General features: G+C 52.0%; 20 protein-coding genes. 5 read left to right on the top strand and 15 right to left on the bottom strand.

Annotated elements, in window-relative coordinates:
* Window positions 1-4: 4 nt before the first annotated feature.
* From nuoI to lrhA, 9 genes are all read right to left on the bottom strand, one after another.
* Window positions 5-547 (bottom strand): NADH-quinone oxidoreductase subunit NuoI, encoded by a 543-nt coding sequence (gene nuoI / locus RGV86_RS05670; protein ID WP_000172749.1) that lies wholly within the window; start codon window positions 545-547, stop codon window positions 5-7.
* 14 nt (window positions 548-561) lie between these two features.
* Window positions 562-1539, bottom strand: a complete 978-nt coding sequence (nuoH, locus tag RGV86_RS05675) for an NADH-quinone oxidoreductase subunit NuoH (protein ID WP_000118685.1) — start codon at window positions 1537-1539, stop codon at window positions 562-564.
* Window positions 1536-4262 (bottom strand): NADH-quinone oxidoreductase subunit NuoG, encoded by a 2727-nt coding sequence (gene nuoG / locus RGV86_RS05680; RefSeq protein ID WP_085461033.1) that lies wholly within the window; start codon window positions 4260-4262, stop codon window positions 1536-1538. The genes nuoH and nuoG overlap by 4 nt, the downstream gene beginning before the upstream one ends.
* Window positions 4263-4418: 156 nt before the next feature.
* Entirely contained in the window at window positions 4419-5756 is a 1338-nt protein-coding gene (gene nuoF, locus RGV86_RS05685; RefSeq protein ID WP_000789511.1) for an NADH-quinone oxidoreductase subunit NuoF, read from the bottom strand.
* Entirely contained in the window at window positions 5753-6253 is a 501-nt protein-coding gene (nuoE, locus tag RGV86_RS05690; protein ID WP_000545042.1) for an NADH-quinone oxidoreductase subunit NuoE, read from the bottom strand. The genes nuoF and nuoE overlap by 4 nt, the downstream gene beginning before the upstream one ends.
* Window positions 6254-6255: 2 nt before the next feature.
* Window positions 6256-8058, bottom strand: a complete 1803-nt coding sequence (gene nuoC / locus RGV86_RS05695; protein WP_000247878.1) for an NADH-quinone oxidoreductase subunit C/D — start codon at window positions 8056-8058, stop codon at window positions 6256-6258.
* 89 nt (window positions 8059-8147) lie between these two features.
* A complete protein-coding gene (gene nuoB / locus RGV86_RS05700) occupies window positions 8148-8810 on the bottom strand; it encodes an NADH-quinone oxidoreductase subunit NuoB (protein ID WP_000386733.1) in 663 nt (220 codons plus the stop codon).
* A 15-nt stretch (window positions 8811-8825) separates the two neighbouring features.
* A complete protein-coding gene (gene nuoA / locus RGV86_RS05705; protein ID WP_000062994.1) occupies window positions 8826-9269 on the bottom strand; it encodes an NADH-quinone oxidoreductase subunit NuoA in 444 nt (147 codons plus the stop codon).
* A gap of 628 nt (window positions 9270-9897) precedes the next feature.
* Window positions 9898-10836, bottom strand: a complete 939-nt coding sequence (gene lrhA / locus RGV86_RS05710) for a transcriptional regulator LrhA (protein ID WP_085460971.1) — start codon at window positions 10834-10836, stop codon at window positions 9898-9900.
* 920 nt (window positions 10837-11756) lie between these two features.
* On the opposite strand from lrhA, the gene alaA reads away from it, so the two are divergent.
* Complete coding sequence (gene alaA / locus RGV86_RS05715; protein WP_000074519.1) at window positions 11757-12974, top strand: alanine transaminase AlaA; 1218 nt, start codon at window positions 11757-11759, stop codon at window positions 12972-12974.
* A gap of 83 nt (window positions 12975-13057) precedes the next feature.
* On the top strand, window positions 13058-13657 hold the full coding sequence (gene yfbR, locus RGV86_RS05720) for a 5'-deoxynucleotidase (RefSeq protein WP_000813872.1): 600 nt from the start codon (window positions 13058-13060) through the stop codon (window positions 13655-13657).
* Between the two features lie 86 nt (window positions 13658-13743).
* On the opposite strand, the gene RGV86_RS05725 is transcribed toward yfbR, so the two are convergent.
* The 4 genes from RGV86_RS05725 to yfbV form a co-directional block, all read right to left on the bottom strand.
* Complete coding sequence (locus RGV86_RS05725; RefSeq protein ID WP_001012872.1) at window positions 13744-15576, bottom strand: SLC13 family permease; 1833 nt, start codon at window positions 15574-15576, stop codon at window positions 13744-13746.
* An 86-nt stretch (window positions 15577-15662) separates the two neighbouring features.
* Window positions 15663-16313 carry a hexitol phosphatase HxpA gene (gene hxpA, locus RGV86_RS05730; protein WP_001203421.1) on the bottom strand — a complete coding sequence of 217 codons (651 nt, stop codon included), beginning with the start codon at window positions 16311-16313 and terminating at the stop codon, window positions 15663-15665.
* A gap of 10 nt (window positions 16314-16323) precedes the next feature.
* Window positions 16324-16818, bottom strand: coding sequence for a YfbU family protein (locus tag RGV86_RS05735; RefSeq protein ID WP_000426118.1), 495 nt, complete (start codon window positions 16816-16818; stop codon window positions 16324-16326).
* A gap of 83 nt (window positions 16819-16901) precedes the next feature.
* Window positions 16902-17357, bottom strand: coding sequence for a terminus macrodomain insulation protein YfbV (gene yfbV / locus RGV86_RS05740; protein WP_000106624.1), 456 nt, complete (start codon window positions 17355-17357; stop codon window positions 16902-16904).
* A 337-nt stretch (window positions 17358-17694) separates the two neighbouring features.
* On the opposite strand from yfbV, the gene ackA reads away from it, so the two are divergent.
* The 3 genes from ackA to yfcC all read left to right on the top strand — a co-directional run bounded on the left by ackA (window position 17695) and on the right by yfcC (window position 22826).
* The gene (ackA, locus tag RGV86_RS05745) at window positions 17695-18897 is read left to right on the top strand and encodes an acetate kinase (protein WP_000095696.1); all 1203 of its coding nucleotides are present in this window, start codon (window positions 17695-17697) and stop codon (window positions 18895-18897) included.
* A gap of 74 nt (window positions 18898-18971) precedes the next feature.
* Window positions 18972-21116, top strand: coding sequence for a phosphate acetyltransferase (pta, locus tag RGV86_RS05750; protein WP_016158687.1), 2145 nt, complete (start codon window positions 18972-18974; stop codon window positions 21114-21116).
* A 189-nt stretch (window positions 21117-21305) separates the two neighbouring features.
* Window positions 21306-22826 carry a putative basic amino acid antiporter YfcC gene (gene yfcC, locus RGV86_RS05755; protein WP_001274494.1) on the top strand — a complete coding sequence of 507 codons (1521 nt, stop codon included), beginning with the start codon at window positions 21306-21308 and terminating at the stop codon, window positions 22824-22826.
* Window positions 22827-22857: 31 nt separating this feature from the next.
* Here yfcC and yfcD read toward each other — a convergent pair whose 3' ends face one another.
* Both yfcD and yfcE read right to left on the bottom strand, forming a co-directional pair.
* Entirely contained in the window at window positions 22858-23400 is a 543-nt protein-coding gene (gene yfcD, locus RGV86_RS05760) for an NUDIX hydrolase YfcD (RefSeq protein ID WP_000437935.1), read from the bottom strand.
* A 57-nt stretch (window positions 23401-23457) separates the two neighbouring features.
* Window positions 23458-24009 (bottom strand): phosphodiesterase, encoded by a 552-nt coding sequence (gene yfcE, locus RGV86_RS05765; protein ID WP_010346680.1) that lies wholly within the window; start codon window positions 24007-24009, stop codon window positions 23458-23460.
* Window positions 24010-24042 lie beyond the last annotated feature (33 nt).

Here is a 24042-nt window from a genome sequence, read left to right on the forward strand (position 1 = left end):
CTCCTTACGGTAACAGGCTCTTGACGTCGATAGGCTTGGCTTCGTTTTCTGCTTCGCCCTTATCTTTGCCGTCGATTGCCATACCTGCCATCCGGTAGAAGTTATATTCCGGGTATTTGCCCGGACCGGAGATCAGCAGATCCTCTTTCTCGTAAACCAGATCCTGGCGTTTGTATTCCCCCATTTCGAAATCCGGGGTTAACTGGATCGCCGTGGTCGGACAGGCTTCTTCGCACAGACCACAGAAAATGCAGCGTGAGAAGTTGATGCGGAAAAATTCCGGATACCAGCGACCGTCTTTGGTTTCTGCTTTTTGCAGCGAGATACAGCCGACCGGGCAGGCTACCGCGCAGAGGTTACAGGCTACGCAACGCTCTTCGCCGTCCGGGTCGCGGGTCAGAACGATACGACCACGATAACGGGGCGGCAGATAGACCGGCTCTTCCGGGTACATTCGCGTTTCGCGTTTGGCGAACGCGTGCAGGCCGATCATCCAGATACTACGAACCTGGGTGCCGAAACCTACTAACAATTCTTTTAAGGTCATGGTCTTATTGCCCCTTATTGCGCCTGCCAGAGAATGACAGCCGCCGTTACCAGCAAGTTGATCAGCGTCAGCGGCAGGCAGATTTTCCAGCCGAAGGACATTACCTGGTCATAACGCGGACGCGGTAACGACGCACGAATCAAAATGAACATCATCATAAAGAACGCGGTTTTCAGCGCGAACCAGATGAATGGCGGTAACAACGGGCCTTGCCAGCCACCGAAGAACAGCGTCACCATCAGTGCAGAGATGGTCACAATCCCGATGTATTCACCCACGAAGAACAGACCGAATTTCATACCGGAATATTCAATGTGGTAACCATCCGCCAGTTCCTGCTCGGCTTCCGGCTGGTCAAACGGGTGACGGTGACACACCGCCACGCCCGCGATGGCAAAGGTAATAAAACCAAAGAATTGCGGGATGACGTTCCACACATGCGCCTGGCTGTTGACGATGTCGGTCATGTTGAATGAACCGGCCTGCGCCACCACGCCCATCAGAGAAAGCCCAAGGAACACTTCGTAGCTCAGAGTCTGTGCAGAAGCACGCATCGCACCCAGCAGAGAGTATTTGTTGTTACTTGACCAGCCCGCAAACAGCACCGCGTAAACCGCCAGACCTGCCATCATCAGGAAGAACAAAATCCCGATGTTCAGGTCGGCAACCACCCAACCCGGACTGACTGGCACAATCGCAAAGGCCAGCAGCAGCGAGGTAAAGGCAATCATTGGCGCCAGAGTAAAGATGACGCGATCCGAGAATTTCGGGATCCAGTCTTCTTTAAAGAACATTTTGATCATGTCCGCGACCAGCTGGAGCGAACCGCCCCAGCCAACACGGTTAGGTCCGTAACGGTTCTGGAACAGACCCAGCAGGCGACGTTCGCCAAAGCTCATGAATGCCCCGCAGGTGACAACCACCAGCAGGATCACCACCGCTTTGAGGATGGTCAGCAGGATCTCAATCAGTTCCGGTGATAACCAACTCATTGTTGTGCCTCCTTGAGATCCTCAAGATGCGCGCCAGCCAGCACTGGAGCAATGCCGGACATCCCCATCGGCAAGCCCACCTGCCCTGCCGTCAGCCCTTCGGCGATTTCAACCGGCAACGTGACCGTGTTGCCATCGTAACTAAAGGAGACGCGTGTACCCGCGTTCACACCCAACTTCGCGGCATCTGCCGGGTTAAGTTTGATGTACGGCTGCGGCATACGGCTCTGGAAGACCGGAGCACGCTGTGACAGTTCATCGCTGCCAAACAGGTGGTAGTACGGCGCGATACGCCATTTCCCTTCCTGCGGCTGGAAGCGAGCCGGTACGCTGGTGAAGTAATCCAGACTGTTTTCGCTGGTTTCAAACAGACGCACACCCGGATCGCCAAAGCGCAGTTTGCCGCCCACTTCGTCCTGGAATTTGTTCCACGCCTGCGGGGAGTTCCAGCCCGGTGCCCAGGCAAACGGCACTTGCGAACGGTGCGCGGTCGGCTGGTTGTTACCTTCCATCGAGAAGGTGAACATGGTGTCAATATCCTGCGGCTGACGCGGCTCATGAACGCTGATATTGGCGCGCATGGCGGTACGACCGCTGTAACGGTGCGGTTCACGGGCCAGTTTCTGCCCACGAATACGGAATGTCGCATCCGGCGCAGCATCTTTGATACCCGCCAGTTCCGGGATTTTCGCCACAACAGCGTCAATTACATGGTCGAGCTGTGTCCAGTCCACTTCACGGCTCAGCAAGGTGCTGTGCAGCGAGTGCAGCCAGCGCCAGCTTTCCAGCATGACCGTTTTGCTGTCGTAATAGGACGGGTCGTAAACCTGGAAGAAACGTTGAGCGCGACCTTCGTTGTTGATAACCGTACCGTCGCTTTCAGCAAAGCTGGCGGCGGAAAGCACCAGATGGGCGTTTTTCATAATCGCTGTGCGTTGATGGTCAACCACCATCACCAGTGGCGCTTTAGCCAGCGCAGCATTCACGCGGGTTGCGGAAGCGTGACGATGCAGATCGTTTTCCAGCACCACCACCGCGTCGGCGCGTCCGGTTTCCAGTTCGGTTAACGCTTCTTCCAGCGAACCGCCCCCCATAATGCCCAGCCCCATGCTGTTGACGGAACGGGCAATCATGGTGATACCTACGTCAGCGCCGCGACCTTTCAGGGCTTTCGCCACGTTAGCCGCCGCCTGAATCACTTCTGTGCTACCGGCGTTCGTCCCGGAGATAATCAACGGTTTCTTCGCACCAGCCAGTGCCTGTACGATGACGTCGATTTTGCTTTGCAGCTCAGGCTCGATACCGTCAACCGCTGGCGCGGAGTTATCCAGCGCATGGGCGATGGCAAATCCTAAACGCGCCTGATCTTCAACCGGTGCACGGTAAGTCCACGCCGCGATATCATCCAGACGGGTGTCATCAACGTTGGTAACAAACAGCGGATGCTTCGCACGTTGGCCGATGTTGAGGATTGCCGCAATCTGCCAGTCAGCCACTTTCTGTGCTGCCGCCATTTCGCGCGCTTTACCTTTCACCGCCTGACGCACTGCCAGCGCGACGCGCGCGCCGGTTTGGGTAACGTCTTCGCCCAGCACCAGTACCGCATCGTAAGATTCGATTTCGCGCAGAGCAGGAGTATAAATGCCGCCTTCACGCAGTACTTTCAGCGCCAGTTGCAGACGTTCCTGCTCACCGTGAGCAATACCGGTATAGAAGTTTTCTTCGCCCACCAGCTCACGCAGCGCAAAGTTGCTTTCTACGCTGGCTCGCGGAGAACCGATGCCGATCACTTTCTTCGACTGACGCAGAATATCTGCTGCGCCCTGCATTGCCTGTTCGGCGTTAAGGGTGATGAAATCATCGCCACGACGCTGTACTGGCTGACGCGGACGATCTTTCAGGTTGACGTAGCCGTAACCGAAACGACCACGGTCGCAGAGGAAGTAGTGGTTTACCGTACCGTTGTAACGGTTTTCGATACGACGCAGTTCGCCGTAACGTTCGCCGGGGCTGATGTTACAGCCGATGGAACATTGCTGGCAGATGCTCGGCGCAAACTGCATATCCCATTTACGGTTGTAACGCTCGGAGTGCGTTTTGTCGGTAAATACGCCAGTCGGGCAAATTTCGACCAGGTTACCGGAAAATTCGCTTTCCAGGGTGCCGTCTTCAGGGCGACCGAAGTAGACGTTGTCGTGTGCGCCATAAACGCCCAGATCCGTACCGTCAGCGTAATCTTTGTAGTAACGCACACAGCGGTAACAGGCGATGCAGCGGTTCATTTCGTGGGAGATGAACGGCCCCAGATCCTGATTGCGGTGGGTACGTTTGGTGAAACGGTAGCGACGGAAGCTGTGTCCGGTCATCACGGTCATATCCTGAAGATGGCAGTTACCGCCCTCTTCACATACCGGACAGTCGTGCGGGTGGTTAGTCATTAACCACTCGACCACACTTTCACGGAACTGTTTCGCTTCTTCGTCGTCAATGGAAATAAAGGTGCCATCGGAAGCCGGTGTCATACAGGACATCACCAGGCGACCACGCGTGTCTTCCGCGTTTTGGTACTGCTTCACCGCACACTGGCGGCAAGCACCGACGCTTCCCAGCGCCGGATGCCAGCAAAAGTAAGGAATATCAAGACCCAGAGACAGACAAGCTTCCAGCAGATTGTCCGCTCCGTTGACCTCGTATTCTTTGCCGTCTACATGAATTGTAGCCATTAGCATGCTTCCAGTTTTCTCAGTCAGAGACTGAGCGTTAATCGAAATCATTCCCCTCACCCCGGCCCTCTCCCCTAAGGGGCGAGGGAGAAAAGCGGCTCAGGATCATCCCCTCTCCCCTCCGGGGAGAGGGTTAGGGTGAGGGGTAAAAGGTCCTTACCAGCGCTCTTTCAGCAGGTTCGGCTGAATCCCATTAATCAAATGGGTATTGCTGAACGGCTGTTTGATTCCCGCTTCAAATTCTTCGCGGAAATATTTGATGGCGCTCTGTAACGGCTCCACCGCACCAGGTGCGTGGGCACAGAAGGTTTTACCCGGGCCTAAGAATCGACACAGTTGCTCAAGTGTTTCGATATCTCCCGGCTGACCTTCGCCCCGCTCCAGCGCACGCAGAATTTTCACGCTCCACGGTAGACCGTCACGGCACGGTGTACACCAGCCGCAAGATTCACGGGCGAAAAACTCTTCCAGGTTACGCACCAGCGACACCATGTTAATCTCATGGTCAACCGCCATCGCCAGCGCCGTACCCAGACGGCTGCCCGCTTTACCGATGCTTTCGAATTCCATCGGCAGGTCAAGGTGCGCTTCGGTCAGGAAGTCGGTGCCCGCGCCGCCTGGCTGCCAGGCTTTGAATTTCAAGCCGTCACGCATACCACCGGCGTAATCTTCGAGGATCTCGCGTGCGGTAGTGCCGAACGGCAGTTCCCACAGACCCGGATTTTTCACCCGACCGGAGAAACCCATCAGCTTGGTGCCAGCATCTTTACTTTTCGAGATGTTCTGATACCACTCCACGCCGTTAGCAAGGATTGCCGGAACGTTACACAGGGTTTCGACGTTGTTGACGCAGGTCGGTTTACCCCATGCGCCGGAGGTTGCCGGGAATGGCGGTTTTGAACGCGGGTTAGCGCGACGCCCTTCCAGGGAGTTGATTAACGCTGTTTCTTCACCGCAGATGTAGCGCCCTGCCCCGGTATGGACAAACAGTTCAAAATCAAAACCTGTTCCCATAATGTTTTTGCCAAGCAGACCTGCTTCGGTCGCTTCAGCAATGGCACGGCGCAGATTCACTGCTGCTTCAATATATTCGCCACGCAGGAAGATGTAGCCACGGTAAGCTTTCAGCGCAAACGCGGAGATGAGCATACCTTCCACCAGCAGGTGCGGCAGTTGTTCCATCAGCAGGCGGTCTTTATAGGTGCCCGGCTCCATTTCATCGGCGTTACACAGCAGGTAACGGATGTTCATGGATTCGTCTTTCGGCATCAGGCTCCACTTCAGGCCTGTAGAAAAGCCTGCACCGCCGCGCCCTTTCAGGCCGGAGTCTTTTACCTGAGTAACGATTTCGTCCGGAGAAAGTCCGGTCAGCGCCTTACGCGCCCCTTCGTAACCGTTTTTGCTGCGGTATTCATCCAGCCACACTGGCTGTTTATCATCACGCAGACGCCAGGTCAGCGGATGCGTTTCGGGAGTACGGATAATGTTTTTCATTTATACCGCTCCAGCAGTTCAGGGATCGCTTCCGGGGTCAGATGCGCGTGAGTATCCTCATCGATCATCATGTTTGGCCCTTTATCACAGTTCCCCAGGCAGCAGGTTGGCAGCAGCGTAAAGCGGCCGTCAAACGTCGTTTGCCCTGGTTTGATGTTCAGTTTTTTCTCCAGCGCCGCCTGAATGCCCTGGTAACCGTTGATGTGACAGACCACGCTGTCGCAATAACGGATCACATGGCGACCAACCGGCTGGCGGAAGATCTGGCTGTAGAATGTTGCCACGCCTTCGACATCGCTCGCCGGAATACCCAGAACGTCAGCGATCGCGTGGATCGCACCGTCCGGCACCCAGCCACGCTGTTTCTGAACGATCTTCAGGGCTTCAATGGACGCCGCACGCGGGTCTTCGTAGTGGTGCATCTCGTGCTCAATCGCTTCACGCTCTGCCGCACTCAGCTCAAAAGCCTCAGTTTGTGGTTGTTGATTCTCGTGCATAATTAGCGGTCCACATCTGACATAACAAAATCGATACTGCCCAGATAAACAATCAGGTCAGACACAAGGCTGCCACGGATCGCCGCCGGAATTTGCTGCAAATGCGCATAACTCGGCGTGCGGATACGGGTGCGATAACTCATGGTGCTGCCGTCGCTGGTCAAGTAGTAACTGTTGATCCCTTTAGTCGCCTCAATCATCTGGAAGGATTCATTGGCAGGCATCACAGGCCCCCATGACACTTGCAGGAAGTGGGTGATCAGGGTTTCGATATGTTGCAGCGTGCGCTCTTTCGGCGGCGGCGTAGTCAGCGGGTGATCCGCTTTGAACGGGCCTTCCGGCATGTTGTTGAGGCACTGCTCAAGAATGCGCAGACTCTGACGCAGCTCTTCCACTTTCAGCATTACGCGGGTGTAGCAGTCAGAAACACCACCACCCACCGGGATTTCAAAGTCGAAGTTTTCATAGCCAGAATAAGGACGCGCCTTACGCACGTCGAAGTCGATCCCGGTGGCGCGCAGGCCCGCGCCGGTGGTGCCCCACTCCAGCGCCTCTTTCGCGCCATAGGCGGCAACGCCCTGGGAACGACCTTTCAGAATGGTGTTTTGCAGCGCCGCTTTCTCGTAAGACGCCAGACGTTTCGGCATCCAGTCGAGGAATTCACGCAGCAGACGATCCCAGCCACGCGGCAAGTCGTGCGCTACGCCGCCAATGCGGAACCACGCCGGGTGCATACGGAAACCGGTTATCGCTTCTACCAGATCGTAGATTTTCTGCCGATCGGTAAAGGCGAAGAACACGGGCGTCATCGCGCCGACGTCCTGAATAAAGGTGGAAATGTACAGCAGGTGGCTGTTGATACGGAACAGTTCGGAGAGCATTACGCGAATCACGTTAACGCGATCCGGCACGGTAATTCCGGCCAGTTTCTCTACCGCCAGTACGTAAGGCATTTCGTTAACGCAGCCGCCGAGATATTCGATACGGTCGGTGTAAGGAATATAGCTGTGCCAGGACTGGCGTTCGCCCATTTTCTCAGCGCCACGGTGGTGGTAGCCGATGTCTGGTACGCAGTCGACAATCTCTTCGCCGTCGAGTTGCAAAACGATACGGAAAGCCCCGTGCGCCGACGGGTGGTTCGGGCCGAGGTTGAGGAACATGAAGTCTTCGTTTTCGGTGCCGCGCTTCATCCCCCACTCTTCCGGTTTGAAGGTCAGGGCTTCCATCTCCAGATCCTGTTTGGCTTTGGTCAGCTCAAACGGCGAGAATTCGGTAGCGCGCGCCGGGTAATCTTTACGCAGCGGGTGACCTTTCCAGGTTTGCGGCATCATGATGCGGCGCAGGTTCGGGTGACCATCGAAAGTAATGCCAAACAGATCCCAGGTTTCACGCTCATACCAGTTGGCGTTCGGGAACAATTTGGTAAAGGTCGGTACGTGCAGGTCGTTTTCAGCCAGCGCCACCTTCAGCATGATGTCGCGGTTACGATCGATGGAAATCAGATGGTAGAAAACAGAAAAATCCGCAGCAGGTAGCCCTTCGCGGTGGGTGCGTAGACGTTCGTCCATGCCGTGTAAATCAAACAGCATGACGTAAGGTTTCGGCAGTTTCTTTAAGAAATCGCCAACTTCCAGTAATTGTTCACGCTTGATCCACACAACGGGAACCCCGGTGCGAGTCGCCTGAACAGTAAAGGCATCCGGCCCAAAACGGTTGCGCAGTTCGCCTATCACCGGATCATCAAGATGATCGCGGGTCTGCCAGGCGGGTTCTTGCGCGGTTAAGTCGGTCATATTGTTCACCATTGCATATGGTCCGTGGTGACTGTCGGCGTGGCTTCGCGCAATAGATTTAGGAATAAGCGAAGAAAAATGCCTTTGCCGACAGGCGCAAATTAAATCTCGTCAGGGGTGCGCAGGTTGGTAACGGCAATGCGTTCACCGCGCTTGCGTTCGCGCTCTGATTGCATATTGGCGCGATAAACGCCCTGATCGCCAACGACCCAGGAGAGCGGGCGACGTTCTTTACCAATAGATTCCTGCAACAACATCAGTGCCTGCATATACGCTTCCGGACGCGGCGGACACCCCGGGATATACACATCAACCGGAATGAATTTATCAACGCCCTGTACAACGGAATAAATGTCGTACATACCACCGGAGTTGGCACAGGCTCCCATAGAGATAACCCATTTCGGCTCCAGCATCTGGTCATACAGACGCTGAATAACCGGTGCCATCTTGGTAAAGCAGGTTCCTGCCACCACCATCAGGTCAGCCTGACGCGGCGAAGCACGTAATACTTCTGCGCCAAAACGCGCCACGTCATGCACCGCAGTAAACGAGGTCACCATCTCAACGTAACAGCAGGAAAGACCGAAGTTATACGGCCAAATTGAGTTTTTACGACCCCAGTTAACCATGTCATTGAGCTTGCCCATAAACACGTTTTTGTTAACTTCTTGCTCCAGAGGGTCGGTTACGATCTCCTGCTTTTGCAGGGGGTAACGGTCGTTCTCACCGTTGGGATCTATGCGGGTGAGCGTATAATCCATCTTAATGCCTCGCGGTTAGCGTTGACGATTAGCGATACTGTTCGTTTCCGGGTTCATACGCTCGCGGCGAGAACGCGCGGGCGTCCAGTCCAGCGCGCCAATACGCACCAGATAAACCAGACCAGCCAGTAACACAAAAATAAAAATTGCCGCTTCTACAAAGCCAATCCAGCCGCTCTCGCGAATGGAGGTTGACCATGCGAACAGATACAGCGCCTCAACGTCGAAGATAACGAAGAACATGGCCACCAGATAAAACTTGGCAGACAGGCGTAAGCGGGCGGAGCCGACCGAGTCGATACCTGATTCAAACGGCACGTTTTTCGACCTCGCGCGTGCGCGACCGCCTAAAAACCAACCGCCTACCAGCATCAGGCAACACAGGCCAATGGCAACGATAAGAAAGATAGCGAATGCCCAGTGATGAGCGATGACTTCAGTGGATGTTGACATACTCATTGCTTACTCATCAAAAGTAGCGCCAGATTCACTGCTCTTCACGGCAGATGGACGCCACATCGATTCATGGGGAGGAATAAAAAAAACCTTACAATCACTGTAGAAACTATTTTATACAGCTAATTGATGTGGTCTTTTACTCCTTTCTATAACCTTTTGTCAACTTTAACAAAGGTTTCTTCACATTAATTTACATGATATCAACAACTTTTGCATTTAATGCCCTTTAGCCCCAGATTGTTGACAACTCCAGGAAAATTAGATGTTGTTGAATCGTGTCCGTTGTGAAGCAATGGAAAAAATACGGGTCTATTTTGACAGGAATTTGTGTCGATTCCTCCCCCCAAAAGAGAGTATTTTCTTGATCTGTGACACGCTTTTGTTAATCCATAACAAAAATACAGCAAAAATTTTACGCATTTTTTAACATCATTGTAGCAGGAGATTTTTTTCAGGCGATTTTTTGTTCGTCAGCGAGGAGAATGGCTGATGATTGAAAAATGAACGATTTTGTTCGTCGTGAGGAAAATTCTTAAGGATTTATTGTAAAAAAAGCCACTGACGTTTTATTCGTCACCAGTGGCTTATTTTTACAAACTTGTCATCAGAAATTGTTATTGCCGGACGATTATTCGTAATCCCCTTCTATCAACAGGGAATCGTCCCCCTCCTGGGTAGTCAGCGGGCTGTATTGCCATGGGTTGTGATAACTCTCCATCGCCTGGTATATCACCTGCGCCAACTCATTATTGCTGGATGGATCATAGCACAGCAAATATTCGGTATCTGGTAGTAGAGGTAAACCGTCTACCGCGCTCAAAACGCGCAGATCCGGACTCATCATCTCAACCGGTCTTGCCGTCACGCCAAGACCCGCTTTTACTGCAGCACGAACCGCCGGTAATGTGGAGGCAACATACGCCAGGCGCCATGGAATATCCGCTTTATTGAGCGTTGCCAGAACCATGTCACGGAACGGACTAGGATCATCCAGGAGCACAAGTGGGATCGGCTCGCCTTTTTGCAACACATATTCCGCAGCGCAATACCAGTGCGTAGGAGAAGTACGCAGGTTCAACGCCTTAAAGGTATCAGGACGATGAGTGGTAACCATTAAATCCACTTCCTGGGACTTCAGCATTTCTGCCATATAGGCATTGCGCTTAACGCGGACATCCAGCGCAAGTTTCGGATAAACCGAACTTACGCGATTAAGCAGGAAAGGTAAGATCGTATCAGCAGATTCATCTGAAGCACCGATAGTTAACACGCCCTGAAGATTACTGAACATCAATGATGAGCAAGCCTCATCATTAAAACGCAGGATTTTCCTGGCGTAACCAAGAAGCTGAATGCCATGTTCAGTTAACAGTTTGTTGCGACCATGCCGAGCGAACAGTTCTTTCCCAACGAGTTGTTCCAGACGTTGCATTTGCTGGCTAACAGCGGACTGAGTACGACACACAGCGGCAGCTGCAGCAGCAAAAGTGTTCAGATCGGCAACAGCAACAAATGTTCTCAGCAGATCGAGGTCGAGGTTAATTATCGGACGATTTGCACTTATCATATATTATCACTTACTGGCGGCTCATACTGAGCTGGTTAATGCTGTGCACACACAAACAAGCAATTCCATTTGTAATGTGCCTCCCTGGCAGTTTCATCCGGAACCCGGATGAAAGTAAAAATGCATATGAGTTGCACTAAAAATGTGGCTCACATTGTTCCGTTATAATGCCTGAAGTAGATCACAGAATATATCTTCAGGGATCGCATATCTATTAAGTTACTCACTCTTTTCTATTTATGACATGCGCGAGTTTGTGTAAATGTAAATGTTGCTCCCTGCTCCTCTTCCTCGCAGCAGCGCGGCTAATACGTATACGCGTACAAACAGCAAGGATGAGACCGCATCAAAAGCAGGTGTTCCGTCATTAAAGCAGGCATTTTACCCTAAAACCCTTTTATTTATAAGGGTCATTGCGAATTATCTGATGCAAAGTTATGTTATGTTAGGCAAAGTAATCTTCTATTATTAATATGCACAACAAAACCTTTTTGAATATTAAATAATAATTAATTAGCATCACCCGCATTCATTAATTCCTCTTAACAATAATTACCCCCGTCATCACCTATACGACACATCGGCAATCACTACTCGTTAATTTTTCACTTATAACGAAAATATCATCAACACTTTATGTTCGTGATTTCTTAAGCCGAAGAAATTTTACGCATTTATCTGCCAGACAAAAAAACCATACAGCGAATTAATATTCAGAATAAATCACTACAAAACATCGCTTATTAAGTATATGCATCTTATTATTTTGCGATAATTAAGTTATTAACAGCACAATTCCTCTTTCTCTGCTAGCAAAATCTTGTTCTGCAGAACTTCAAAACGCCGCCCTGGGAGAGTACATTGTTCTAAGCTGACTTCCACGGCAGGGAGTGGCGATAACAGCAAAAAGGTCAAGATTCATGTCCCCCATTGAAAAATCCAGCAAATTAGAGAATGTCTGTTACGACATCCGTGGTCCGGTGCTGAAAGAAGCAAAACGCCTGGAAGAAGAAGGTAACAAAGTACTGAAACTGAACATCGGCAATCCAGCGCCGTTCGGTTTTGACGCACCCGATGAGATCCTGGTTGACGTGATACGCAACCTCCCGACAGCTCAGGGCTATTGCGATTCCAAAGGCCTTTATTCCGCGCGTAAAGCCATCATGCAGCACTACCAGGCTCGTGGTATGCGTGATGTTACCGTGGAAGATATTTACATTGGCAATGGTGTATCAGAGCTTATCGTTCAGGCAATGCAGGCATTGCTGAACAGTGGGGACGAAATGTTGGTTCCTGCGCCTGATTACCCTCTATGGACAGCGGCAGTTTCGCTCTCCGGCGGTAAAGCAGTGCACTATCTTTGCGATGAATCCTCTGACTGGTTCCCGGATCTCGATGACATTCGCGCCAAAATTACGCCACGCACGCGCGGCATTGTTATTATCAACCCGAACAACCCAACCGGCGCAGTATATTCCAAAGAGCTTTTGATGGAGATTGTGGAGATTGCGCGTCAACATAATCTCATTATCTTCGCCGATGAAATTTACGACAAAATCCTCTATGACGACGCAGAGCATCACTCGATTGCGCCGTTAGCTCCTGACCTGCTGACCATTACCTTTAACGGGCTGTCGAAAACGTATCGCGTCGCTGGCTTCCGTCAGGGCTGGATGGTGCTGAACGGGCCGAAAAAACACGCCAAAGGCTACATCGAAGGTCTGGAAATGCTGGCCTCAATGCGACTGTGCGCCAACGTTCCCGCGCAACACGCAATACAAACCGCACTCGGCGGCTATCAGAGTATCAGCGAGTTTATCATGCCGGGTGGACGTCTTTACGAGCAGCGTAATCGCGCCTGGGAATTGATTAACGACATTCCAGGCGTTTCCTGTGTGAAGCCGCGCGGCGCACTGTACATGTTCCCGAAAATCGACGCCAAACGCTTTAATATTCACGACGATCAGAAGATGGTACTGGATTTCCTGTTACAGGAAAAAGTTCTGCTGGTACAAGGAACTGCATTTAACTGGCCGTGGCCGGATCACTTCCGCATTGTTACGCTTCCGCGTGTTGATGATATCGAACTGTCCTTGAGCAAGTTCGCTCGTTTCCTTTCCGGTTATCATCAGTTGTAATCTTAAATTCACTGCCGGAGATTGCATCCGGCAGTGTTATCCCTCCACAATGGCCTCAGGATGTCATCACTCGTAAGGTCACTATGAAACAGAGCCATTTTTTTGCCCACCTCTCCCGCCTGAAACTCATTAACCGCTGGCCGCTAATGCGCAACGTGCGGACGGAAAATGTGTCCGAACACAGTTTGCAGGTAGCGATGGTCGCCCATGCGCTGGCAGCCATCAAGAATCGCAAATTTGGCGGACAGGTGAATGCAGAACGCATCGCACTGCTGGCGATGTACCACGATGCCTCTGAAGTGCTCACTGGCGATCTTCCTACTCCGGTGAAATACTTCAACTCGCAAATCGCCCAGGAATATAAAGCCATTGAGAAAATCGCTCAGCAAAAACTTGTCGATATGGTTCCTGAGGAGTTGCGGGATATCTTTGCGCCTTTAATCGATGAGAATGCGTATAGCGATGAAGAAAAGTCACTGGTTAAACAGGCGGATGCGCTGTGTGCGTATCTGAAATGCCTTGAAGAACTCGCAGCCGGAAATAATGAATTTTTGCTGGCAAAAACGCGGCTGGAAGCGACGCTTGAAGCGCGCCGCAGCCAGGAGATGGACTACTTCATGGAAGTATTTGTTCCCAGCTTCCATCTTTCGCTCGATGAGATTAGCCAGGATTCACCGCTGTAAGCAGCCAGATACCAGCCGACACAGCCTGATAAGACGCGCCAGCGTCGCATCAGGCAATAAGCGACGGATGCGACATCAGGCTCTTGTCAAAATGGAAACAGCATCGGGATCATCACCACACAAACCGCCATCACGATAATGGTGAACGGTACACCCAGCTTCACAAAGTCACTGAAGCTGTAATTCCCCGGACCTAAAACCAGTGTGTTAACGGGCGAAGAAACTGGCGTCATAAAAGCGGCGGATGCAGCCATCGCCACGACCATTGCGAACGGATAAGGTGATACGCCCATTGTTTTTGCGGCAGCCAGCGCAATCGGCGCCATCAACACCGCCGTCGCGGTATTAGAGATAAATAACCCAATAACCGCCGACAAGACAAACAAACAGACCAGCATCATATGCGGTCCGTAACCGCCGCCGATGTCCATCAGTCCTTTTACCGCCAGCGCAACACCTCCGGTTTTCTGTAATGCTACAGCAAACGGCATCATCCCAACGATCAAAATAATGCTCGGCCAGTGAATGGATTTATAGGCGCTTTCGGCATCGATACAGCGGAATTTCCCCATTAGCAGGCAGGCAATGATAGCGGCAACAGGGTTAGGAATTTCATCGGTTAGCATTAAGGCCACCATCAACACCAGACAAAAAATGGCATGGGGTGCCTGGCTGTGTGCGGGCGATGCCTCACTCACTTCTTCCGGTAAATTCAGCGCCACAAAATCGCGCCCCTGTTTTGCCAGCATACCGATCAGTTTCCAGTTACCGACCACCAGAATGATATCGCCCAGCAGCAGAGGCTCATCCGCCAGCGAACCTTCCAGCGCCACGCCATTGCGTTTCAGCCCCACGACATTCAGCCCGTAGCGAGTACGAAAGCCAATTTCGCGCACCGATTTACCAATAAGCTCTGACTCAGGAATTAATGAAATCTCCGCCATGCCGACATCAAGAGCCTGATCGGAAAAATACTCACCGCGCAAAACCATCGGCTCCAGCAATTGCTCACTGCAAAATTGCCGGAGATCGACATCAGCCGCTGACATATCGATTAGCAAAACGTCACGCGCACGAAATTCAGAAACCCCGTTCACATTCACAATAACACGACGAAAACGACGCCAGCGTTCAACACCAATGACATTTGCGCCATAGCGTTCACGCAATTTAAGGTCGTCCAGTCGTTGCCCAATCATCGGCGAACCGGGGCGAATAGCCAGACGGCGCGCACGTCCGGTAAGACGGTATTCACGAATAAGATCGCGGAAGGTGCGACGCGTCCAGCCTTCGCGCTGCGGGGTCTGGGAATCCCCTTTCAGCATAAAACGCATCACCAGCATGTATAAGATGCCGAGTACCAATACGACCAGGCCGATAGGCGTTACGCTAAAGAAACTAAACCCGTGATAACCTTCGCGTAGCAGTTCACTGTTCACCACCAGGTTAGGCGGCGTCGCCACCAGCGTCATCATGCCGCTAATCAACCCGGCAAAACTCAGCGGCATCATCAGGCGCGACGGCGACGTTTGCATACGCATGGCAACGCTTAACACCACGGGAATAAAGATAGCGACGACGCCAGTTGAACTCATAAATGCGCCAAGACCCGCAACAGTTAACATCAGTAAAACCAGCATTTTGATTTCACTGTTGCCTGCTACTTTAACCAGCCATGTCCCCATCGCGGTTGCAACGCCGGTACGGACTAAACCATCACCAATAATAAACAGGGCGGCGATCAGCACAACGTTGGGATCGGAAAAGCCGGAAAAAACTTCGGGAACCGTCAGCGTTCCGCTTAATGCAAACGCGACAATAACAAACAAAGCGACCGCATCCATACGCACTCTGCCTGTAGCGAACAGGACTATGGCAACGGCCAGTAATGAGAGAACCCAGATCAATTCACCGTTCACAACTTATCCTTGTTAATTGAGGGGGATGGCTTGATTCTGCCACAAAAAAGCCCCGACGAGACGGGGCTAAATCATGATTAGGTGTTTCACGAAATAATAACATCGCCATTTGGCTGTTTGGTCACAGTAATTTGCTCCAGACTATGGAGAACCAAATCTACCTCATTCAGACGTGGAGTGTCTGCCGGGGCATTAACCGCAATAACATGGCATCCCGCCGCCAGGCCTGAAAGCACACCTGCGGGAGCATCTTCCACCACCACGCATTCGTGTGGTGCAAGCCCCAGCAGTTGCGCGCCTAACAGATATGCATCAGGCTCTGGTTTTCCACGTTTCACCCGCTCCGCAGTAACAAATACTTCCGGTGCGGGAAGTCCGGCTATTTTGTGGCGGGCTCGTGCAACTGGCATAGAACCAGAAGTGACAATTGCCCATGGAATACCTGCTTTATTCAAATGATTGAGCAAAGCTATCGCCCCAGGTAGTGCGGAGATCCCTTCGGTTTCCGTAGCCTCGATTTGCTCCAGACGCGTAAACTCTGCAGCAATTTCCGCCTCCGATTTCCCCACCATAAAATGGCGCAGAGACGTTATTGCCTGTTTACCGTGAATAAAAGCCAGCACTTCTTCCGGCGTTAATCCATGGCGTCTCGCCCAGTTGCTCCACGCCCGCTCTACCGCAGGCAGGGAGTCCACCAGCGTACCATCAAGATCAAACAGAAAACCTTTGCACCGCACGCTAGCCTCCTCAGGCATTAATGATTTGATTAATTTCGTTAGTGCTCAGATGATACTGACGCGGGCAAGAATGCCAGACGTTCAACATGCGTTGATATTTCTCCCACATTGGCGTCTGAGCATTAAAGCCATGAGTCCCGGCATCAAAATGGGTGTAACGCCCTTCAACATTAACCATAAAGCGTACATAACCGAGATAACGCGCTTCAGTAGCGGCGTCGAAGCCGAGGAAGGTGACACGGCGTTCATCGATAGCTTGTTGATCCTGTAAATTAGACCAGGAAACATGCAGTGCGTGATACATCTCCATAATGTCGATGATAGTGCGGCAAGTTTCTTCTTTCAGCTCGCCAAACTCACGATCCAGTTCGCGCATCTGCAATCCATAACCACGCTCAATGATTGTTTGCAGGCGACGGTAACGTTCAGCATTTGCCGGATCGAGCATAGTCATCATCTTGTACTGGTTAGACAAAATAAGACGTTGCGCGTTGGTCATTTCCATTGTTGACTCCTGTATCACTTTACTACGGTGAAAAAAAAGAAGGCCGATGTCTGCCTTCTTTTATATGCGTAATCAGGGGTCAATTACAAATCATCAAGGAAAGTTTTATCCAGTTGTTTGAAGGCGCGCTTAAGCGTGTCAGCTAATGCCTGATAGTCAGGCTTGCCTTCTACGGGTGCTAATGCTTGCCCGGCCTCCTGCAATTTACCACGAACCTCATAAAACCAACTCAGGATCGCCGGCGGTAATGGCGTAATAGAACGTTTGCCCAGCCACCACAGCCCCTGCATCGGCAAACTCAGGGCGAACAGTGCAGTAGCAACAGCCGGCCCAAGCTGACCGCCTAGTGCAATTTGCCAGCAGAGAGTGAACACAGCAATCGGCGGCATAAAACGAATCGCATAGCGCGTCATCTTGATGACGCGATTTTCAACAAAGACCGGGGCAAGGCGTTTTTCCAGCGGCCACGTCTTTGAGTAATGCTGTCCCCGGCGAAACAAGCTAAAAAAATTAACAGAACGATTATCCGGCGTTGACATGCTTCACCTCAACTTCACATATAAAGATTCAAAAATTTGTGCAAATTCACAACTCAGCGGGACAACGTTCAAAACATTTTGTCTTCCATACCCACTATCAGGTATCCTTTAGCAGCCTGAAGGCCTAAGTAGTACATATTCATTGAGTCGTCAAATTCATATACATTATGCCATTGGCTGAAAATTACGCAAAATGGCATAGACTCAAGATATTTATTCCATCATGCAAAAAAAATTTGCAGTGCATGATGTTAATCATAAATGTCGGTGTCATCATGCGCTACGCTCTATGGCTCCCTGACGTTTTTTTAGCCACGTATCAATTATAGGTACTTCCATGTCGAGTAAGTTAGTACTGGTTCTGAACTGCGGTAGTTCTTCACTGAAATTTGCAATCATCGATGCTGTAAATGGTGAAGAGTACCTTTCTGGTTTAGCCGAATGTTTCCACCTGCCCGAAGCACGCATCAAATGGAAAATGGACGGCAATAAACAAGAAGCGGCTTTAGGTGCAGGCGCCGCTCACAGCGAAGCGCTCAACTTTATCGTTAATAATATTCTGGCACAAAAACCAGAACTTTCTGCGCAGCTAACCGCTATCGGTCACCGTATCGTACACGGCGGCGAGAAGTATACCAGCTCCGTAGTGATCGATGAGTCTGTTATTCAGGGTATCAAAGATGCGGCTTCTTTTGCACCGCTGCACAACCCGGCTCACCTGATCGGTATCGAAGAAGCTCTGAAATCTTTCCCGCAGCTGAAAGACAAAAACGTTGCTGTATTTGACACTGCGTTCCACCAGACTATGCCGGAAGAGTCTTACCTCTACGCCCTGCCGTACAACCTGTACAAAGAGCACGGCATCCGTCGTTACGGCGCGCACGGCACCAGCCACTTCTATGTAACCCAGGAAGCGGCAAAAATGCTGAACAAACCGGTAGAAGAGCTGAACATCATCACCTGCCACCTGGGCAACGGTGGTTCCGTTTCTGCTATCCGCAACGGTAAATGCGTTGACACCTCTATGGGTCTGACCCCGCTGGAAGGTCTGGTAATGGGTACTCGCTCTGGCGATATCGACCCGGCTATCATCTTCCACCTGCACGACACCCTGGGCATGAGCGTTGACGCAATCAACAAAATGCTGACCAAAGAGTCTGGCCTGCTGGGTCTGACTGAAGTCACCAGCGACTGCCGCTATGTTGAAGACAACTACGCGACTAAAGAAGACGCGAAGCGCGCAATGGACGTTTACTGCCACCGTCTGGCGAAATACATCGGTGCATACACTGCACTGATGGATGGCCGTCTGGACGCTGTTGTATTCACCGGTGGTATCGGTGAAAATGCCGCGATGGTTCGTGAACTGTCTCTGGGCAAACTGGGCGTGCTAGGCTTTGAAGTTGATCATGAACGCAACCTGGCTGCACGTTTCGGCAAATCTGGTTTCATCAACAAAGAAGGCACCCGCCCTGCTGTTGTGATCCCAACCAACGAAGAGCTGGTTATCGCGCAAGACGCCTGCCGCCTGACCGCCTAATTCCACACCGCCAGCCCTGCTGGCGGTGCTGTTTTGTAACCCGCCAAACCGGCGGTAACGAAAGAGGATAAACCGTGTCCCGTATTATTATGCTGATCCCTACCGGAACCAGCGTCGGTCTGACCAGCGTCAGTCTTGGCGTGATCCGTGCAATGGAACGCAAAGGCGTTCGTCTGAGCGTTTTCAAACCTATCGCTCAGCCGCGTACCGGTGGCGATGCGCCCGATCAGACAACGACTATTGTGCGTGCGAATTCTTCCACCACGACAGCCGCTGAACCGCTGAAAATGAGTTACGTTGAAGGTCTGCTTTCCAGCAATAAAAAAGATGTGCTGATGGAAGAGATCGTCGCGAACTACCACGCTAACACCAAAGACGCTGAAGTGGTTCTGGTTGAAGGTCTGGTCCCGACACGTAAGCACCAATTTGCCCAGTCTCTGAACTACGAAATCGCTAAAACGCTGAACGCGGAAATCGTCTTCGTCATGTCTCAGGGCACTGACACCCCGGAACAGCTGAAAGAGCGTATCGAACTGACCCGCAACAGCTTCGGCGGTGCCAAAAACACCAACATCACCGGCGTTATCGTTAACAAACTGAATGCACCGGTTGATGAACAGGGTCGTACTCGCCCGGATCTGTCCGAGATTTTCGACGACTCTTCCAAAGCTAAAGTCAACAACGTCGATCCGGCGAAGCTGCAAGAATCCAGCCCGCTGCCGGTTCTCGGCGCTGTGCCGTGGAGCTTTGATCTGATCGCAACCCGTGCGATCGATATGGCGCGTCACCTGAATGCGACCATCATCAACGAAGGCGACATCAACACTCGCCGCGTTAAATCCGTCACTTTCTGCGCACGCAGCATTCCGCACATGCTGGAGCACTTCCGTGCTGGTTCTCTGCTGGTGACTTCCGCAGACCGTCCTGACGTGCTGGTTGCCGCTTGCCTGGCTGCAATGAACGGCGTAGAGATCGGTGCCCTGCTGCTGACTGGCGGCTACGAAATGGACGCGCGCATTTCTAAACTGTGCGAACGTGCTTTCGCTACCGGCCTGCCGGTATTTATGGTGAACACCAACACCTGGCAGACTTCTCTGAGCCTGCAGAGCTTCAACCTGGAAGTTCCGGTTGACGATCACGAGCGTATCGAGAAAGTTCAGGAATATGTTGCTAACTACATCAACGCTGACTGGATCGATTCTCTGACTGCCACTTCCGAGCGCAGCCGTCGTCTGTCTCCGCCGGCGTTCCGTTATCAGCTGACCGAACTGGCGCGCAAAGCGGGCAAACGTATCGTTCTGCCGGAAGGCGACGAACCGCGTACCGTTAAAGCAGCCGCTATCTGTGCTGAACGTGGTATCGCAACTTGCGTACTGCTGGGTAACCCGGCAGAGATCAACCGCGTTGCCGCGTCTCAGGGCGTAGAACTGGGCGCAGGCATTGAAATCGTTGATCCAGAAGTGGTTCGCGAAAGCTATGTTGCTCGTCTGGTCGAGCTGCGTAAGAACAAAGGCATGACCGAAACCGTTGCCCGCGAACAGCTGGAAGACAACGTGGTTCTCGGTACGCTGATGCTGGAACAGGATGAAGTTGATGGTCTGGTTTCCGGTGCTGTCCACACCACCGCAAACACCATCCGTCCGCCACTGCAGCTGATCAAAACTGCACCGGGCAGCTCTCTGGTATCTTCCGTGTTCTTCATGCTGCTGCCGGAACAGGTTTACGTTTACGGTGACTGTGCGATCAACCCGGATCCGACCGCAGAACAGCTGGCAGAAATTGCGATTCAGTCCGCAGATTCCGCCGCTGCCTTCGGTATCGAACCGCGTGTTGCTATGCTCTCCTACTCCACCGGTACTTCTGGTGCAGGTAGCGACGTAGAAAAAGTTCGCGAAGCAACTCGTCTGGCGCAGGAAAAACGTCCTGACCTGATGATCGACGGTCCGCTGCAGTACGACGCTGCGGTAATGGCTGACGTTGCGAAATCTAAAGCACCGAACTCTCCGGTTGCAGGTCGCGCTACCGTGTTCATCTTCCCGGATCTGAACACCGGTAACACCACCTACAAAGCGGTACAGCGTTCTGCCGACCTGATCTCCATCGGGCCGATGCTGCAGGGTATGCGCAAGCCAGTTAACGACCTGTCCCGTGGCGCTCTGGTTGACGACATCGTCTATACCATCGCGCTGACTGCGATTCAGTCTGCACAGCAGCAGTAATCTCGTCATCATCCGCAGCCTTACGCTGCGGATATCTGAACCGGAAATAGTCACTATTTCCGGTTTTTTATTCTCTTAATTTGCATTACTCCTTTCTGATTATCTTGCTTAACTGCGCTGCATCAATGAATTGCGCCATATCACTTTGCATACTTACCACTTTGTCTTGTGCAAGGGAAAATTTGCGCTATGTCCGCAATAACTGAATCCAAACCAACCAGAAGATGGGCAATGCCCGATACGCTGGTGATTATCTTTTTTGTCGCTATTTTAACCAGCCTCGCCACATGGGTTGTTCCGGTGGGGATGTTTGACAGTCAGGAAGTGCAGTACCAGGTTGATGGTCAGACGAAAACACGCAAAGTCGTAGACCCTCACTCATTTCGCATTCTGACCAACGAGGCCGGCGAACCTGAGTATCATCGCGTACAACTGTTCACGACCGGAGATGAACGTCCAGGCCTGATGAACTTCCCGTTTGAAGGGTTAACCTCCGGATCGAAATACGGGACAGCCGTTGGCATCATCATGTTTATGCTGGTGATTGGCGGTGCATTTGGCATCGTGATGCGTACAGGAACCATTGATAACGGCATCCTGGCGCTTATCCGCCATACACGAGGGAATGAAATTCTCTTTATTCCGGCGCTGTTTATTCTCTTTTCGCTCGGTGGTGCGGTGTTCGGCATGGGAGAAGAGGCTGTCGCCTTTGCCATCATCATTGCCCCGCTAATGGTACGACTGGGTTATGACAGTATTACTACCGTCCTGGTGACCTATATCGCCACGCAAATCGGTTTTGCCAGCTCGTGGATGAACCCGTTCTGCGTGGTTGTCGCCCAGGGGATTGCTGGCGTTCCGGTGCTTTCCGGCTCCGGCCTGCGCATTGTAGTGTGGGTTATCGCGACTCTGATTGGCCTGATCTTTACCATGGTTTATGCCTCACGAGTGAAAAAGAATCCTCTTCTGTCACGCGTGCATGAGTCCGACCGCTTCTTTCGTGAAAAGCAGGCTGATGTTGAACAACGTCCGTTTACCTTTGGTGACTGGCTGGTATTGATTGTCCTGACCGCCGTGATGGTCTGGGTAATTTGGGGCGTGATCGTTAATGCATGGTTTATTCCAGAAATCGCCAGCCAGTTCTTCACTATGGGGCTGGTGATTGGCATCATCGGCGTTGTCTTCCGTCTTAACGGCATGACGGTAAATACCATGGCTTCATCCTTTACCGAAGGCGCGCGAATGATGATCGCCCCTGCCCTGCTGGTAGGTTTCGCCAAAGGGATTTTGCTGCTGGTGGGTAACGGTGAAGCCGGTGAGGCCAGCGTGCTGAATACTATCCTCAACAGCATTGCCAATGCCATTAGCGGTCTGGATAACGCAGTCGCGGCCTGGTTTATGTTGCTCTTCCAGGCGGTATTTAATTTCTTCGTGACATCCGGTTCTGGTCAGGCTGCGCTAACCATGCCATTACTGGCACCGCTTGGCGATCTGGTCGGTGTTAACCGCCAGGTTACCGTGCTGGCATTCCAGTTCGGCGATGGCTTCAGTCACATCATTTACCCGACCTCGGCGTCGTTAATGGCCACGCTCGGTGTTTGCCGGGTGGACTTCCGTAACTGGGTGAAAGTGGGTGCGACACTGCTTGGACTGCTGTTTATTATGTCCAGCGTGGTGGTGATAGGCGCTCAGTTAATGGGCTACCATTAAAAATGTTAAGAGCCGCAATTGCGGCTCTTTTTTATTCTGCCGTTTCAGTCTCTACGGCTTCATTTTTGGCATTGCGCTTCATCCACAACGCCAGTGCTTTCAGCGAGTCTGGAGTGAACTCATCGCAACGTGCGGTGATTTCTTCCGGCGTTAGCCAGCAAACTTCACTGACTTCATCTTCCTGGAGGGCGAATGGACCGTGAGAGACACAACTGAACAGCGCGCCCCAGACACGGCAATTTTTATCTTCGAAATAGAACTGCCCGTGCTCGGCAAAGGGGACACCGGCAATGCCCAACTCTTCTTCCGCTTCGCGACGTGCGGATTCCAGCAGTTGCTCATCGGCCTGGACCACACCACCAGCGGTCGCATCTAACATGCCGGGTAAAAAGTCTTTTGTCTCGGTACGACGCTGCACAAGAATTTTGCCCATGCCATCATGCACGACAATATAAGTTGCACGATGACGCAGACACTGTGCCCGCATTTGTTCCCGGCTGGCTTGTGCAATGACTTCGTTCTCTTCATTGACAATATCCACCCATTCAGTACTTGCCAAACGACGCTGTTCCATTATCAGGAAACCTTCTTTTTCTGGCGCTCTTACGGCGCATTTTGAGTTGTGGGTAAATTACGGATTAATCGCGATCTGCGCAATGATACTTTGATCATTGAGTGCGATTACGCTTAGTACGTCATCATCCAACATGCCATAGCTCGCCGGATAACCGCCTTTCGGGATGCTTACCGAACCGGGGTTAAAGTGGAAGATTTCACCCCGCTGTTCCGCCACTGGTAGATGGGTATGACCGTACACCAACACGTCGTTCTGGTTTAAAGTCGGCAGATTATCCGGGCCAAACAGATGACCATGCGTCAGAAACAGACGTTGTTTTTCCAGTAATACCTGTTGCCACGGTGCGGTTATCGGGAAGTGCAGCAGCATCTGATCCACTTCGCTATCGCAGTTGCCGCGCACGGCGATAACTTTATGCGCCACCTCATTCAGCCGTTCGGCTACTTTGGCTGGCGCATACCCTTCAGGCAGGGCGTTTCTCGGGCCATGATTCAGCACGTCGCCAAGAATCACCAGCCACTGAGCTCCGCTCTGGGCAAACAAATCCAGAACACGTTCCGTCGCCGGTAACGACCCATGAATGTCCGATGCAAACATCAGTTTCATCACTCACTCCTCGTCGAAAAAACGTAAGCTATG

Source organism: Escherichia ruysiae, assembly GCF_031323975.1.
GTDB lineage: Bacteria > Pseudomonadota > Gammaproteobacteria > Enterobacterales > Enterobacteriaceae > Escherichia > Escherichia ruysiae.